At 57.5% G+C, this 14,633-nt stretch carries 13 protein-coding genes and 1 tRNA gene; 8 read left to right on the forward strand and 6 right to left on the reverse strand.

Translation table 11 applies throughout. The features are described from left to right. The first annotated feature begins 28 nt into the window (after window positions 1-28). The 5 genes from DX909_RS11390 to DX909_RS11410 all read left to right on the forward strand — a co-directional run bounded on the left by DX909_RS11390 (window position 29) and on the right by DX909_RS11410 (window position 4,006). A complete protein-coding gene (locus tag DX909_RS11390) occupies window positions 29-1,330 on the forward strand; it encodes a sigma-54 interaction domain-containing protein (protein ID WP_128545297.1) in 1,302 nt (433 codons plus the stop codon). Beyond that, window positions 1,320-1,820: an LptE family protein gene (locus DX909_RS11395; protein ID WP_128545298.1), complete on the forward strand. Its 501-nt coding sequence runs from the start codon at window positions 1,320-1,322 to the stop codon at window positions 1,818-1,820. Before DX909_RS11390 ends, DX909_RS11395 begins: the two co-directional genes overlap by 11 nt. A gap of 89 nt (window positions 1,821-1,909) precedes the next feature. Further along, a complete protein-coding gene (locus DX909_RS11400) occupies window positions 1,910-2,800 on the forward strand; it encodes a DUF8458 domain-containing protein (protein ID WP_128545299.1) in 891 nt (296 codons plus the stop codon). Between the two features lie 57 nt (window positions 2,801-2,857). Next, window positions 2,858-3,241: a preprotein translocase subunit SecG gene (secG, locus tag DX909_RS11405; protein WP_128545300.1), complete on the forward strand. Its 384-nt coding sequence runs from the start codon at window positions 2,858-2,860 to the stop codon at window positions 3,239-3,241. Between the two features lie 147 nt (window positions 3,242-3,388). Then, a complete protein-coding gene (locus DX909_RS11410; protein ID WP_128545301.1) occupies window positions 3,389-4,006 on the forward strand; it encodes a hypothetical protein in 618 nt (205 codons plus the stop codon). Between the two features lie 10 nt (window positions 4,007-4,016). On the opposite strand, the gene DX909_RS11415 is transcribed toward DX909_RS11410, so the two are convergent. From DX909_RS11415 to DX909_RS11430, 4 genes are all read right to left on the reverse strand, one after another. Beyond that, on the reverse strand, window positions 4,017-4,811 hold the full coding sequence (locus tag DX909_RS11415) for a DUF2490 domain-containing protein (RefSeq protein ID WP_229311022.1): 795 nt from the start codon (window positions 4,809-4,811) through the stop codon (window positions 4,017-4,019). A 119-nt stretch (window positions 4,812-4,930) separates the two neighbouring features. Then, entirely contained in the window at window positions 4,931-5,323 is a 393-nt protein-coding gene (locus DX909_RS11420; protein ID WP_128545303.1) for a DUF4870 domain-containing protein, read from the reverse strand. A 59-nt stretch (window positions 5,324-5,382) separates the two neighbouring features. Beyond that, entirely contained in the window at window positions 5,383-5,814 is a 432-nt protein-coding gene (locus tag DX909_RS11425) for an ester cyclase (protein WP_164851263.1), read from the reverse strand. 81 nt (window positions 5,815-5,895) lie between these two features. Then, a complete protein-coding gene (locus tag DX909_RS11430; RefSeq protein WP_128545305.1) occupies window positions 5,896-6,471 on the reverse strand; it encodes a Crp/Fnr family transcriptional regulator in 576 nt (191 codons plus the stop codon). 23 nt (window positions 6,472-6,494) lie between these two features. On the opposite strand from DX909_RS11430, the gene DX909_RS11435 reads away from it, so the two are divergent. Then, window positions 6,495-6,773 carry an Rdx family protein gene (locus DX909_RS11435; RefSeq protein ID WP_128545306.1) on the forward strand — a complete coding sequence of 93 codons (279 nt, stop codon included), beginning with the start codon at window positions 6,495-6,497 and terminating at the stop codon, window positions 6,771-6,773. 12 nt (window positions 6,774-6,785) lie between these two features. Here the strand turns inward: DX909_RS11435 and DX909_RS11440 are convergent, their stop codons facing one another. Then, entirely contained in the window at window positions 6,786-10,232 is a 3,447-nt protein-coding gene (locus DX909_RS11440; RefSeq protein WP_128545307.1) for a pyruvate carboxylase, read from the reverse strand. Window positions 10,233-10,524: 292 nt separating this feature from the next. Beyond that, window positions 10,525-11,910 (reverse strand): MATE family efflux transporter, encoded by a 1,386-nt coding sequence (locus DX909_RS11445; RefSeq protein ID WP_128545308.1) that lies wholly within the window; start codon window positions 11,908-11,910, stop codon window positions 10,525-10,527. A 429-nt stretch (window positions 11,911-12,339) separates the two neighbouring features. On the opposite strand from DX909_RS11445, the gene hflX reads away from it, so the two are divergent. Both hflX and DX909_RS11455 read left to right on the forward strand, forming a co-directional pair. Further along, window positions 12,340-13,596, forward strand: coding sequence for a GTPase HflX (gene hflX, locus DX909_RS11450; protein ID WP_128545309.1), 1,257 nt, complete (start codon window positions 12,340-12,342; stop codon window positions 13,594-13,596). 68 nt (window positions 13,597-13,664) lie between these two features. After that, a tRNA-Arg gene (locus DX909_RS11455) sits at window positions 13,665-13,739 on the forward strand. Window positions 13,740-14,633 lie beyond the last annotated feature (894 nt).

Here is a 14,633-nt window from a genome sequence, read left to right on the forward strand (position 1 = left end):
TCTTTTGGGGTGACCCGGTTTTTTACTTATGAATTTACAGGAAATCCAGTCCGTCAAGCAGCGGTTCGGCATCATCGGCAACGCACCGTCTCTGAATTACGCCATCAACGTGGCGATTCAGGTGGCGGCAACGGACCTGACCGTGCTGATCACGGGCGAAAGCGGAAGCGGAAAAGAATCGTTTTCCAAGATCATCCATAGCCTGAGCAGCCGCAAACACGGCCAGTTCATCGCTATCAACTGCGGGGCCATTCCGGAAGGAACCATCGATTCCGAACTGTTCGGGCATGAAAAAGGCTCCTTCACGGGGGCCGTCGACCAGCGGAAGGGCTATTTTGAAACCACCAACGGCGGCACCATCTTCCTGGACGAAATCGGCGAAATGCCGATGGGCACCCAGGCCCGGCTGCTGCGCGTTCTGGAAAACGGGGAGTTTATCCGCGTAGGCTCGTCGAAGGTGATGAAAACCGACGTGCGGGTAGTGGCCGCCACCAACGTTAACCTGCTGGCTGCGGTCGAAAACGGGAAATTCCGCGAAGACCTTTACTACCGCCTGAATACCGTCCCGATCTTCGTTCCGCCCCTGCGCGACCGGGGAGACGACATCGAGCTGCTGTTCCGGAAGTTCACCACCGACTTTGCCGAACGCTACCGCATCAAACCCATTCAGCTTTCGGAAGCCGCCAAACTCCTGCTGCTCCGTTATCCGTTTCCGGGCAACATCCGGCAGCTGAAAAACATTGCCGAACAGATTTCCATCCTGGAATCCGAAATCGGCAAGGTCATCGAGGCCGAAGCCCTGGCAAAATACCTGCCTCCGGTTTCCTCCCGCCAGCCGCAGCCGCCCATGGTTCTGCCCGGGGCCGCCACCGACGGCGGTTCCATCTCCGAGCGCGAACTGCTCTACAAGGTGCTGTTCGATATGCGTCGGGATATGAACGACCTCAAACGGCTCGTGCTGGATATGCTGAAGAATGAACAGAACGGCCGCGAAATCCTGAACAACCACAAGGAACTGTTCGATACCCTCCAGCCCGCCGACCTGACGCCCGAGCCGGAGCCGAGCGTGGCCCGGCTGCTGCCGGCCGGCAACGTGATCGACATCGACGGCTATGAGAGTGAAGACAACGGCACCGACGTCACCGTGGAGGACATTACCCACGAAACCGAGGAGGACGACTCGCTCTCCCTCGAGAAGCAGGAGAAAGAAATGATCGTCAAGGCCTTGCTGCGCAATAACAACAAACGAAAATACGCGGCTCAGGCACTCGGCATTTCCGAGCGGACGTTATATCGAAAAATCAAGCAGTATCAGATCGATGAAGAGTAAGCTGTTTTTGGGACTCTTTTTTTGCCTGCTTTCCCAGGCCTGCGGAAAATATTCGTTCACCGGAACGACCCTCGACCCGACCATCAAAACCATCACGGTCAACACCTTCACGACCTCGGCGGCCGGCGGCCCGGCCAACCTGCCGCTCCAGTTTACCGAGAAGCTGAAGGAATATTACCAGCGGTATACGGACCTGAAGGTGGTGCAGAGCAACGGCGACATTGTACTGGAAGGGTCCATCACGGGGTATGACGTGCTGCCCGTGTCCGCAACGGCCTCCGATCAGGCAGCCCAGAACCGGCTTCAGCTGACGGTGCAGGTCCGGTTCGCCAACAACAAGGACGAAGCGAAGAACTTCGACCAGACGTTTTCGTTCTATCAGGACTTTCCGCAGAACCAGACCCTCAGCCAGGCCGAGAGCCGCATTCTGCCCCGCATTCAGGACCAGCTCGTGCTGGACATTTTCAATAAAACGGCCGCCGACTGGTAAATCATAACTTTTTTTCTCCGTCGGCTCATCGGGCCGGTTGAAAATCACTAACTTCGGGTTCGGCGACACCCTTTCTGCGAGCAGACCCAATGAATTCTCTGGATAAAGAAACCTTTTCGTTCTGGGTGACCCACCCGGAAGAACTGATTCCTACTGATTATCAGCAGTTACAGGAGGCCATCGGCCAGTATCCCTACTGCCAGTCGCTGTATACTCTGGCGGCCAAGGCCGCTTCGGTTCATCAGAAGGGGCATGCCATCGACCAGGTCCGGCAGGCGGCTGCCTTTGCCCTGAGCCGCAATGCCCTCCGCAAACTCATCGAGAACGAGTTCCAGTGGTCGGAGAACCTGCTCAGCCGGTTGAATGAACTGTCACTGAAGCACGTTCCGATTCCGGACGATTACAAAAAGGAAAGCTACGAACTGTTCAAACGGAAAGCCGATCAGAATCATAGTTTCCCGTCGATTCCTCTCTTTGACTTTGCCCGCTCCGGCGGCTTCGATACGCAGTCCTTCGATGAATGGTCGGCCAGGACGGCTACGAAAGAGCCGGAGGGCCCGGCATCCCCTGAACCGGAAGATCGGTCCATCGTCGACGACCTCGCGCTGGCCGAAACGGTATTGCAGTCCGACCTGAAGCCGGCGGTGACGGAGGCAGTTCCGGCAGCGGCCGAGCCGGCCGTCGATCCGGGGCGTCAGCGCCAGATGGAGCTGATCGACGAGTTCATCAAACGGGAACCGATGATCCAGCGGCCGCGCATCACTCCCAATGAGGTGGCCGAACAGGAAGACCTGACCCGCCGGGCCCCGGCCAACCCCGGCAACGTTCCGGTGACCGAAGCCTTCGCCCGCATTCTGATCCGCCAGGGCAAACTCGACCGCGCCATCGACATTTACCAGAAGTTAATGGTGAAAAATCCGGAAAAAAAGGTTTATTTTGCAGACAAAATCGACGAACTGAAAGAGCAGCAGCAACCGTAACTGCCTTCGTTCGAAACCAAAAGACATTTACCTACTAATCGCCGTCGCGACCTGTTTATGTTAACTGTATTCATTGTCCTGATTTGCATTATTACCGTACTGCTGATCCTGGTAGTACTGATTCAGAATTCCAAAGGCGGTGGACTTTCCGGCGAATTCGGCGGAATCGGTTCCAACCAGCTGATGGGCGTCAAGAAAACGACCGACCTGCTTGAGCAGATCACCTGGGGCCTCGCCATTGGCATCATGGTGCTGACCCTCGCTTCCTACGTCCTTGTCGACCGCAGCGGTACGGGGGCCACCATCAACAGCGCCAACGTCGACGCGGCCGCTTCCAAAACCGTTCCGGGTGCCGGTCTTCAGGCTCCGGCACAGCGTCCGGCCGCCGGCGCGCAGCAGACCCCGGCCGCAGCACCGAAGGCCGACTCCGCAGCGAAATAAGTTCAGCTACCCCCATAAAAAGCCCTTCCGGTCGAAAATCGGAAGGGCTTTTATCTTTTAAAGAGTTTTTTCGACCCAAAAATATGAACAGGCTTGCCGGTTTCGTTGTAATTGCAAGATTTGCACACTGAATCCCGGTTCAAGTTAATGAGAAAAAGTGCTGCTACCCCGATTGCCGTAGCCTGTTTCGTTTTTGCTGCTTCCTGCCATCGTCCCATTGCCCGCTACCAGCCGATACCCGTCGAACGGTTTACTTCGGTAACACCGGCAACTACGCAACGGCCCGCCGTGGATCCCGTTCCGGAACCGGAGCCGCCGGTTGTTCCGCTCGGGGAGCCGGTCCGTAAAGGCGCTTCCGGGCCGGAAGCGCTTGCTTCAACTGCCGGGCGGCCCCGCACGAATCCGTCGCAGCAGGTTCGGCAGCATCTTCACCGGGTTACGGGCCTGCTGCGGACGCCCTCCTCCCCGACCGCTCCGGAAAGCCGGGCCTCGGAGAGCCGGGCTTCGGAACAACCGCGTCCCAAACCCAAAACCGGGCAGAAAAAGACGCTGCGGGAAATTCTGGGCCTGAAACCGCGCAAAAAGCTGAACTGGTGGCAGCGCATTCCCTGGCAGCTGAAAGCCGCCATCCCGGTGATTGCGGTGGCGCTGGTATTCGCCATTTTCAAGATTGCCATTCTGGCCATTATCTTCGGCCTCCTGGGCGCCTTCCTGCTCATCCGCGGGCTGAAAAAGAGCTTCAGGGTTCGCCGGCCGTGGTTCTAAGCCGGCCGGCTTAGTCCATCTGCGTCGGGAGCCGCTCGCGCTCAGCGGTTTTCCGGTGGATGCGGTACAGGACCGAGATGACGGCGTTGTTTTTTCCCCCGGTTCGGATCGGAGCGAAATCATACTGGTACAGCCATCCGGCCTGGAGCGTAACGCTGCGGCTCAGCTGGTAGCCAAGCCCGGCGTACAGGCGATTCCGTTCGAAATGGGGCGATTTCGGGTTTAGAAACAGTTCGTCGTAAATGGAGAGGAACGCAGTTTTGGTCTGAATGGCATCGGCGTTCAGCGGAATCAGCAGGTTGAGCCGGTATCGGACGCGGTTCCTGAACCGGCCGAAAATCGCCTGCTGTTCGGGTGTCGACTCCCCGTACCAGCGCTGCTCGACCCGGTACCGGTGCTCAAACTTGAGCCGGTCCAGATACTGGCTGAGGGTGAGCTGCTCCCACAGGCGTGTTTCGAGCGCCTGAGGCCCCAGGTCCAGTTCCCGGTAGTTATAGCTATGATACCGGCCCGCCCCGATCAGGGCCGAGAAGTTCGGGCCGAGGTCGTAGCTGACCCCGCCTTTTACTTCGTAGTAATTGAACTCATCGAAAAGCGCGCGGCTGCGGGCCTGGACCTCCAGAAAACCACCCCAGCCGTGTTCGGTGGCCGGAAGCTGTAAAGTACTTATGAACCAGCTCCCCCAGGGATTCGACTGCGCGAAAGCTCCGGCGTTCAGCAACAACAGCAGAAAGACGCCCCTCCGTAAACTACGAATGCACATGGAAGGGCCGGAAACCGGACGGTAATACCGGAAAGAATTCATCAAACAAGCGATTGGTGTCGTCAATTCCTGCAAAAGTAATAAACTCCCGGCACCCGGACGCCTGCCGTCCGGTATTGACCACAACCAATTTTTTGTTCGCCGTTCTTTCCGGTATCTAATTATTTGATAAACCGGACCGTCAGCGGGTACCGGTAATATTCCCCGTTATTGGCCTTGACACCCGCCAGAATGAGCAGCACCAGACTCGTCAGGGCCAGCACGATCAGCAGGGGAATCCCAATCAGCAGGAAAATCAGGAAAAATCCGATCACATAGGCGATGGAGACGGTAATCTGAAAATTGAGCGACTCCTTACCGTGGTAATCCACGTAGGCCGACTTGTCCTTGTTGATCTGCCAGACGATCAGCGGCCCGATGATGTTTCCAAACGGAATGATAAAACCGGCGAGCGCACTCAGGTGTGCCAGCAGGCCCCACATCCGTTCGTCGGCGGGGCTTAGCTGGCTGGTGGTGGGCGGAGGAGTCGGGTTGCCGTAGGGTTGATTTTCCATGATGGAGGGAATGGTTTTGATCGACCCAAATACGGATAAAGAATTGATTTTTACAACCTTTAACCCGCCGTACCCATTTGCCGCAGCATCGCGGCCTCGTCGGTCAGACGCCAGTGTTCGGCGATCCGGCCGTCACGCACGGCCTCGATGTTCATCTGACTGACCTCGATTCTTCGGCCGGTGGGCGCGATTCCGAAAAAATCGCCGGTCTGGGTGCCGCTCATCACCACCCGGGCCACCACCCGGTCTTCGGTCACGATCAGGTCCTCGATCCGGTAGTTCAGGTCGGGAAAGGCGTTTCGGATGGCCTGAACGATGGGCTTCAGCCCTTCCGGGCCGGGCTGGGGGTTCGGTATGCTGGAGGAGTGGTTCCGGTAGTCGGGGGTGAGCAGGTCGTCGAGCCGGTCGAGCCGGCCCTCATTCCATACCTCCTGAAAATAAGCTTCGATGAGCCGGCGATTGTGCGCCAGGATGTCGGTTCTGCGTTCCATAGTCATGATTTGGAAAAAAGGTTGAACAGGGCCGCAAGTTGGCACACCGCAGCCGGCGGTGCATTCACCTGAGTTAATAAATCACCGGACCATGATCCGTTTGCGGATGCGGCTGAGCGACGGAGGGCGCACCCCGACGTAGGAAGCGATCAGATATTGCGGGAGCCGCTGCGCCAGGTCCGGAAACTGGCCGAGAAATTTGAGATACCGTTCCTCCGGCGAATCGGTATACTGGGAGGCCAGCTGGCCGATGCCCCGGATATAGACCTCTTCCATCAGCAGCCGGCCCAGTTTCTCCCCTTCCCGGAGTTGCCGGTAAAGGCGTTGCAGGTCGTCAAACGGGATCAGCAGCAGCCGGGTCGGCTCCAGCGCCTGGATGGTTTTATTCGATGGAATTTTTTGCAGGAAGCTGACGTAATTGCAGACAAAATCACCCTCGCGGCCGAAATTGTAGGTGATCTCCTCGCCGTCGCGGGAATAATAATACCGGACCAGGCCCTGCTGAAGAAAGGCGAAATACCGGCAGGTTTCGCCTTCCCGCAGCAGATAGTCATCCTTTTCCAGAAATTTTTCGCGGAACCGATCCAGGAGGATCTGCTCTTCCGACGGTTCCACCTGAATATAGGTTCGAATCGTCCGGATCAGATCGGAATCCATAACTTCACGGCTTAATTACACGTATGAAACCTGTCATCACCATCGAATACTGCCCCCGCTGCGGCTGGCTGCTGCGCTCCGCCTGGATGGCGCAGGAACTGCTCACCACTTTCACGGAAGACGTCGGGGGCGTGCTGCTAAAACCGGCCGAACTGAGCGGCCGGTTTTCGGTCAGCATCGACGGCCGGAACCTCTTCGACCAGAAAGAAGCCGGACGGTTTCCGGAAATCAAGGAGTTGAAACAGCTGGTGCGCGACGTCGTCAACCCGGACAAATCGCTGGGGCATTCTGATCACCGGTAGCCGAAGCCGGGATCAACCCAGCTCCACGACCCAGTCGTCCTGTTCGACCACAGTACCTTCCTTCAGCAGCAGCTGCTTGACGGTGCCTTCTTTCGGAGCGGCCACGATGCTTTCCATCTTCATGGCCTCGATGACGAACAGCGGCTGGTTCTTCCGGACCGCATCGCCCGCTTGCACCAGGATCCGGGTCAGACGGCCCTGCAGCGGTGCACCGACGTCTCCTTCCTTCGAAATTTTGGCGTGCTGCGGCCGGTCGACCTTCTGCGATTTGTCGCGCACCTGCACCTGCCGGCTCTGGCCGTTCAGTTCAAAAGTGACGGTCCGCATGCCCTGGTCGTCGGCTTCCGACACGAACAGCAGCCGCACCAGAATGTTCTTGCCTTCGTCGATCCCGATCAGGATTTCCTCATTCGGTTTGAGCCCGTAGAGAAAGGCCGGAGTCGGGATGATGCTGACGTCGCCGTGCTGTTCGATGGCCTTGTAATATTCCTCGTATACCTTCGGGTACATCTGGTACGAGAGGTAGTCCAGAAACCCGTCGTTCTGCGGAAACTTCTCTTCAAATTTCCTGAAATCCTCCTCGAAGTCGATCGGTTTCAGGTTTTCGTTGGGGCGGCCGGTAAGCGGCTGTTCGCCTTTCAGCACGATCTCCTGCAACTCCTTCGGGAAGCCGCCGTGCGGCTGGCCGAGTTCACCCCGGAAAAAGCCCTTGACCGATTCGGGGAACGAGAGCGAGGCCCCTTTGGTGAGAATGTCTTCGGCCGTCAGGTTGTTGGAGGTCATGAAAAGGGCCATATCCCCCACCACTTTCGAAGAGGGCGTCACCTTGACGATGTCGCCGAACATGGTATTAACGACGCTGTAATTCTTCTTCAGCAGCTCGAATTTGTCGCCCAGGCCAAGCGCGATGGACTGCGGCTTCAGGTTGGAATACTGCCCTCCGGGAATCTCGTTTTCGTACACCTCGGCGCTGCCGGCCTTCATGCCCGATTCGAACGGATAATACCACTCCCGGACGTCTTCCCAGTAGTTCGAATAAGCATTGAGGGATTCCAGGTCGATCGCCCCTTCGCGCTCGTGCCCTTTCAGCATGGCCGCCACCGAGTTGAAGTTCGGCTGGGAGGTCAGGCCCGACAGGGCGCCCAGGGCGCAGTCGATGATGTCGACGCCCGCGTCGACGGCCTTCAGGTAGGTGGCCGCCTGGATGGAGGCCGTATCGTGGGTGTGCAGGTGGATGGGAACGCTGACGGCCTGCTTCAGTTCCCGGACCAGCACCTCGGCGGCCAGCGGTTTCAGCAGTCCGGCCATGTCCTTGATGGCCAGCATATGGGCGCCTTCATCCTCCAGCCGGCGGGCCATATCGAGGTAATACTGCAGCGTATATTTCTGCTGATTCGGAGCCAGCATGTCGCCGGTATAGCAGATGGCGGCTTCGGCGATGGCGTCGGTGCGCTCCCGCACGGCCCGGATGCTCACCTTCATGGCCTCGACCCAGTTCAGCGAGTCGAAAATCCGGAAAACGTCGATCCCGGTTTCCCAGCTTTTCTCGACGAACTTTTCGATCAGGTTGTCGGGATAGGCCGAATACCCCACGGCGTTGGAGCCTCGGAACAGCATCTGGAGCAGCATATTCGGCATGGCTTCCCGGAAGGCTTCGAGCCGTCTCCAGGGGCTTTCATACAGAAACCGCATCGCCACGTCGAAGGTCGCACCGCCCCATACTTCCATGGAAAACAGTTCGGTATGGCTTTTGGCGAATCCTTCGGCCACTTTCAGCAGGTCGCGCGTGCGGACCCGCGTTGCCAGCAGCGACTGGTGGCCGTCGCGGAAAGTCGTATCGGTATAAAGAATGGATTTCTGGTCGCGGACCCATTCGGCAAACTTCTCGCGGCCCATCTCTTTCAGCCGGTCGCGGTTGCCTTTCGGGTAGGGCGCATAGGGGTCGAAGAGGGGCACCACGGGCGTACGGAACACCTTTTCCTGCTTCACTTTCACTTCCGGATTTCCGTTGACGATCACATCCGCCAGGAAGTTGAGCGCCCGGGTCGAGCGGTCTTTCGGCTTCCGCAGGTTGAACAGTTCGGGGTGGTTTTCAATGAACGACACCCGGGCTTCCCCCCGCTGGAAAATGGGGTGGTCGATCACGTTCAGCAGGAACGGAATGTTGGTTTTGACCCCCCGGATGCGGAACTCCACCAGCGCCCGTTTCAGCCGCTGGGTGGCGCCTTTCAGCGTCCGGCCCCGCGCCGACACCTTCACGATCATGGAGTCGAAGTAGGGCGAGATTTTAACGCCGGGATAGCTGCTGCCCTCGTCGAGACGGATGCCGAAGCCGGCCGCGTTGCGGTAGGCGATGATGGTGCCGAAGTCCGGTTTGAAGCCGTTGGCGGGGTCTTCGGTGGTGACGCGGCACTGGATGGCGTAGCCGTTGAGCGGTATTTCATCCTGATGATTGATGTAAATGCCGTTGTCGGACAGCTTATAGCCCATCGCCACCAGAATCTGGGTCCGCACCAGGTCGATCCCGGTCACTTCTTCCGTGATCGTATGCTCGACCTGAATCCGCGGATTCACCTCGATGAAATAGATATTTTCGTTCTTGTCGACGAGGAACTCCACCGTTCCGGCGTTGGAGTAATTGGCTTCCCGACCGATTTTGAGGGCGTATTCGTACAGTTTATTTTTGGTTTCCTGGCGCAGCCCGAACGAGGGGGCCACTTCGACGACCTTCTGGAACCGGCGCTGCACCGAGCAGTCGCGTTCGTACAGGTGCACGATGTTGCCGTGCTGATCGCCCAGCAGCTGCACCTCGATGTGCTTGGGGTCCACGACGAACTTCTCCAGGAAGATGGTATCGTCGCCGAAGGCGTTGCGCGCTTCATTGCGGGCCTCGTTGTAGGACCGTTCGAAATCCTCCTCCGCCCGAACGACGCGCATCCCGCGCCCGCCCCCACCGGCAGCCGCCTTGATCATCACGGGAAAACCGATCTTTCGGGCCTCCGATAAGGCGACGGTAAAGTCGGACAGTTCGCCCCGGCTGTCCGGAATCATGGGGACGTCGGCCCGCATCGCGAGGTTTTTGGCCCGGACCTTATCGCCCAGCGCTTCCATCGCTTCGGGCGACGGACCGATAAAAATAATGCCTTCCTCCCGGCACCGGCGGGCCAGGTACACGTTCTCCGAAAGAAAGCCGTAACCCGGATGAATCGCGTCGACTTTCTTGTGCTTTGCCAGCAGAATCAGCCCTTCCACGTCCAGATACGGCTTCAGGGGTTCGTCGTCACGCCCGATCTGATAGGCTTCATCGGCTTTGTACCGGTGCAGCGAATAGCGGTCTTCGTAGGTGTAAACGGCAACGGTGGTAATACCCAGTTCGGTGGCGGCCCGCATGATGCGGATGGCAATCTCGCCCCGGTTGGCAACCAGCAGGCGGTGAATCGGTCGGATGTATTCTTTCATAGGTACCTGATAAGGCATTGAAAGGAAACTGAGGTGGTCAATAATTCGGCAAGTTTGTTGAAAAGTTTGAAAATTGTATCTTTTACCGAAGTATCATCGGAAAAACCATGTTTTTCCCGAAATATTCCAGCATCGCTTTGCGATTCAACAAGGACTTCCGCCAATGCCCGAAACCGCCGGACCGGTGTCCCGTTGCCGGCGGAAAACCGGGAACGCATCATTTCTGCCCTAAAAACAAAGTGGCGCCACGGCTTTCGCCCTGACGCCACCTGCCCGGAGTGAAATGTTCCGGTTAGACCTGAACCAGCTTCCAGCGCCCCCGACGGAAAACCATCACCGCCATGACCGCCAGGAGAGATTCACTGATGGCCACCGACCAGAATACTCCCTCCGGCCCCCATCCGGCCCCGTTCGCCAGCAGGTAGGCGAGCGGGATTTCGATGAGCCAGAAACAGACGATGTTGATCAGCGTCGGGGTTCGGGTGTCGCCGGCCCCGTTGAGCGCCTGGCTGATCACCATGCCGTAGGCGAAGAACACGTAGCCCAGGCAGAAGATGCGGAGGCACTGCACCGCAATGGCGACCACCTCGGCATCCCGGTTGAACAGCCGGACGATTTCGCCGGCCCCGGTGAAGAACAGCACCCCTACCCCGACCAGGAACAGCATGTTGCAGAAAGCCGCCCGCCAGGCCGAAGTCTCGGCGCGGTCGGGCTGTCCGGCCCCCAGGTTCTGACCCACCAGGGTGGCCGCAGCGTTGGCCATGCCCCAGGACGGCATGATCGTAAAGACGATGATCCGGATGGCGATGGTATATCCGGCCACGATGTCGTTGCCGAAGGTGGACAGGATGCGGGTCAGGAACACCCAGCTGGCCGAACCCACCAGAAACTGGGCGGTGCCGCCGGCGGCTATGTTCAGGAGGTTGCGGATAATGGCGAGGTCCGGCCCGAAATCCGACCCCCGCACCTGCACGTCCCGCCCGTTCCGCATCAGGCTGTACAGCTGATACAGCGCCCCGATGGTGCGTCCGGTTGTGGTGGCGACCGCCGAGCCCATGACCCCCAGGGCCGGCACCGGACCCCAGCCGAATATGAACAGCGGACACAGGGCGATGTTGACCCCGTTGGCCAGCCAGAGCGAGCGCATGGCGGTGGAGGCCTCACCGGCTCCCCGCAGACAGCCGCTCAGGGTATACAGCAGGATGATGGCCGGCGAGCTGGCAAAAATAAGCCGGGTAAAGCCGGATCCGTTGGCGATCAGACGCTCGCTGCCGCCCATCAGGCGCAGTATGTCTTCGGCGAAGATGAACCCGGGAATGCCGAGCGCCAGGGCCAGAAACAGGGAAACCAGAATCACCTGGGCAACCGATTTGCCGGCTTCCCGGGGATTGCCTTCCCCTACCCGGCGGGATACCAGCGCCGTGGCGGCCGTACTCAGGCCGATGGCGATGGAATAAACCAGCGTCAGAACCGACTCCGTCAGCCCGACGGTGGCGACGGCTTCCGTACCGATCCTGGCCACGAAAAACACGTCGACCACCGCAAAAAGGGACTCCATAACCATCTCCAGAATCATCGGAACCGACAGCAGGAAGATGGCCCGGTTGATACTACCGGAAGTAAAATTGCTTTCAGAACCGCGCAATGCGGCCAGCAGCAGGCGAAAAAACTTCGTCATGAGTGAAAACGGAAATGGGGCGTCGCGGACGCCGGATTTAATACGAAATGAGGTAAAGCAAGAGCGACCGCCGGACAGGCGACGTGGCGGTCAAAGGGTAGCGGAGGGGGCCGTTAAACGGCGAAAGTGGTCATCGGCTGAAAGCATTGAGACTTTGAGACGGCAAAATTAAGGAAAGATCGTTTTCAGAAAACAACTATTGAGCGAACGGCAATTATTCGGCTAAATAATGTGTTACCTTTGTAGTCTCCTTAAAAGAAGTTACTCCCATGATCAAGTAAGCCGGAAACCGGCCCCTCTCATCCCCCTCCGACCGCTCCACCCAACCCGGGCGGTTGCAATTTTAATATCCATTTGTAATTTGAGGTTGTTTAACCATTCACCGGACGGATGTATCCCCTCCGGCGACTAAATTTTTCTCCATACTATATGATTGAAACGCACAAGCAGCCCGAAACGGCTGTTCTGGTGGCATTGGTCACCCAGAAACAGTCGGCCGAAAAAACGCAGGAATACCTGGAAGAACTGGCGTTCCTGGCCGAAACCTCGGGCATCAATACCGTAAAATCGTTTGTTCAGCGGCTGGAACGGCCCGATACCCGCACCTATGTGGGCAAAGGGAAGCTGGAGGAGATACAGACGTTCATTACGGAACATCCCGTGGACACCATCATTTTCGATGACGATCTGACGCCGGCCCAGGTCCGGAACCTCGAGTCGGCATTCCAGGAAATCAAGGTGCTCGACCGCAGCCTCCTGATCCTGAATATCTTCTCGATGCGGGCGCAGACCGCCCAGGCCAAACTTCAGGTCGAACTGGCTCAATACCAGTATCTGTATCCGCGTCTGACCCGGATGTGGACTCACCTGAGCCGCCAGAAAGGCGGGGTCGGGATGCGCGGTCCGGGGGAAAAGGAACTCGAAACCGACCGCCGGATCGTGCAGGACCGGATCGCCTTCCTGAAAGAGAAGCTGGAAAAGATCGACAAGCAGAGCATCACCCGCCGGAAGGAACGCGACCGGCTTGTGCGGGTGTCGCTCGTCGGGTATACCAACGTCGGAAAATCGACCCTGATGCGGACAATGGCCAAAGCCGAGGTCTTCGCGGAAAACAAGCTGTTCGCCACCGTGGACTCGACGGTCCGGAAGGTGGTGCTGGGCAACATCCCGTTTCTGCTGACGGATACCGTCGGGTTCATCCGGAAACTGCCTACGACCCTGATCGAGTCGTTCAAGTCGACGCTGGACGAGGTTCGGGAAGCGGATATTCTGCTGCACGTGGTCGACGTATCGCATCCCTCGTTCGAGGAACACATCGAGGTAGTCAACAACATCCTGACCGAGCTCGGGGCCGGAGATAAACCCACGGTGCTGGTATTCAACAAGATCGACCAGTTCGAACCCCGCGACGAATGGATGCACCATGAGGACGACTTCGACGACGAGCTGCCGGTGGCGATCCGGAAACAGACCGCCCTGGATTACCTCAGAAAGACGTATCTGACCCGCCGGGCCGACAACGTGGTCTTCATCTCCGCCGAGACACGCGAGAACATCGACGCGCTGCGCGACCTGCTTTACGGGATGGTGAAAGAGAAGCACTACAACATCTACCCGAACTGGCTCGACGTGCCGCTGGCCGACTGGGCCGAGGACGCCGACGATACGGGCGATTTTGGTAAATAGCGGATTTTTAAGCATTTTTGCGAAACCTGTGAGGCCGGTCCGGCCTTGCAGGTTTTTCATTGCCTCCCGGTCTCGTAGTTCAACGGATAGAATAGAAGTTTCCTAAACTTTTGATCTGGGTTCGATTCCCGGCGAGACCACCAGTAGAAAAAGTCAACAGCTTGAAGGTCAGCAACTTACCTGCCTTTTTAAGTCCTTTCGTCGACGGTTTTGTATAGGGCTGTTAAGAGCTTGTTTGGGAAGGGTTTTTGCCCTTCCGGGCGTTTTGTCATCCTGTTGACCACCCTCCAGCCCCCTCCTTGTCAAGGAGGGGGTGGCTCCGCAGGATTTGAATCTGGCAGCGCTCTCCCCTCCTTGCTAAGGAGGGGGCCGGGGGGTGGTCCGGCTGGGGGTTGGAGGTAAAAGCCGCCCAAGCCCCAGGATCCCTCCTGCGTCGGGATGACAAAACGCTTCCCCAAACAACCTCTAAAGGGTTGCCCTTCTCAAATCCCGACTTGCCTCCCAGCTTCTCTTTAGCTATAATGATCTTCTCATGGCCGGTGTGGCTTTGCCCCGATCATGCTTTTTGGCATACCGTTTATACGCCTGCTGAAAAGCCTCATCGAGCTTAAATTCTGTGAGCCAACGGTAGTGTCCGGTAGTTGCACCCATTCGACTCGGTACTTCATGGGCCTGCCATTCCGTTTCCAGGTATGAACCTGTGAACACCAGCCCATCCTATAGCCATTCCTTTTCTATTCGCTCTGGCTAAAATTTAGTAAATCGCCCAAGTCTCCTGAAAGGTTGATAGGCGTCCCGTTGTCCTCTGTTTTTGCCTAACTTTTTAGAGTAGATGTAATTACCTCCTCATTCAACCTGGATCAGGTTTACGCGTAATGAATATAGGCCTAACCGGCTTGCCAGAATCAAAAAGTGCGATTCTACGCAATGCATGTAATTTTCAAAAAAGGAGCTTTAATGTGAGACAATTGTATTGGACACCCTGCTCACGAATAAAATTCTCCGTAGTCAGTTATAGCTTTCTTTAATACTCATTA

The sequence above is a fragment of the Larkinella soli genome, assembly GCF_003703975.1.
GTDB classification, from domain to species: domain Bacteria; phylum Bacteroidota; class Bacteroidia; order Cytophagales; family Spirosomataceae; genus Larkinella; species Larkinella soli.

Bases quoted from the DNA above. Each gene is read 5' to 3' on its own strand.
- DX909_RS11390 (WP_128545297.1), top strand. From the start codon at position 29: ATGAATTTACAGGAAATCCAGTCCGTCAAGCAGCGGTTCGGCATCATC.
- DX909_RS11395 (WP_128545298.1), top strand. From the start codon at position 1,320: ATGAAGAGTAAGCTGTTTTTGGGACTCTTTTTTTGCCTGCTTTCCCAG.
- DX909_RS11400 (WP_128545299.1), top strand. From the start codon at position 1,910: ATGAATTCTCTGGATAAAGAAACCTTTTCGTTCTGGGTGACCCACCCG.
- secG (WP_128545300.1), top strand. From the start codon at position 2,858: ATGTTAACTGTATTCATTGTCCTGATTTGCATTATTACCGTACTGCTG.
- DX909_RS11410 (WP_128545301.1), top strand. From the start codon at position 3,389: ATGAGAAAAAGTGCTGCTACCCCGATTGCCGTAGCCTGTTTCGTTTTT.
- DX909_RS11415 (WP_229311022.1), bottom strand. From the start codon at position 4,811: ATGAATTCTTTCCGGTATTACCGTCCGGTTTCCGGCCCTTCCATGTGC.
- DX909_RS11420 (WP_128545303.1), bottom strand. From the start codon at position 5,323: ATGGAAAATCAACCCTACGGCAACCCGACTCCTCCGCCCACCACCAGC.
- DX909_RS11425 (WP_164851263.1), bottom strand. From the start codon at position 5,814: ATGGAACGCAGAACCGACATCCTGGCGCACAATCGCCGGCTCATCGAA.
- DX909_RS11430 (WP_128545305.1), bottom strand. From the start codon at position 6,471: ATGGATTCCGATCTGATCCGGACGATTCGAACCTATATTCAGGTGGAA.
- DX909_RS11435 (WP_128545306.1), top strand. From the start codon at position 6,495: ATGAAACCTGTCATCACCATCGAATACTGCCCCCGCTGCGGCTGGCTG.
- DX909_RS11440 (WP_128545307.1), bottom strand. From the start codon at position 10,232: ATGAAAGAATACATCCGACCGATTCACCGCCTGCTGGTTGCCAACCGG.
- DX909_RS11445 (WP_128545308.1), bottom strand. From the start codon at position 11,910: ATGACGAAGTTTTTTCGCCTGCTGCTGGCCGCATTGCGCGGTTCTGAA.
- hflX (WP_128545309.1), top strand. From the start codon at position 12,340: ATGATTGAAACGCACAAGCAGCCCGAAACGGCTGTTCTGGTGGCATTG.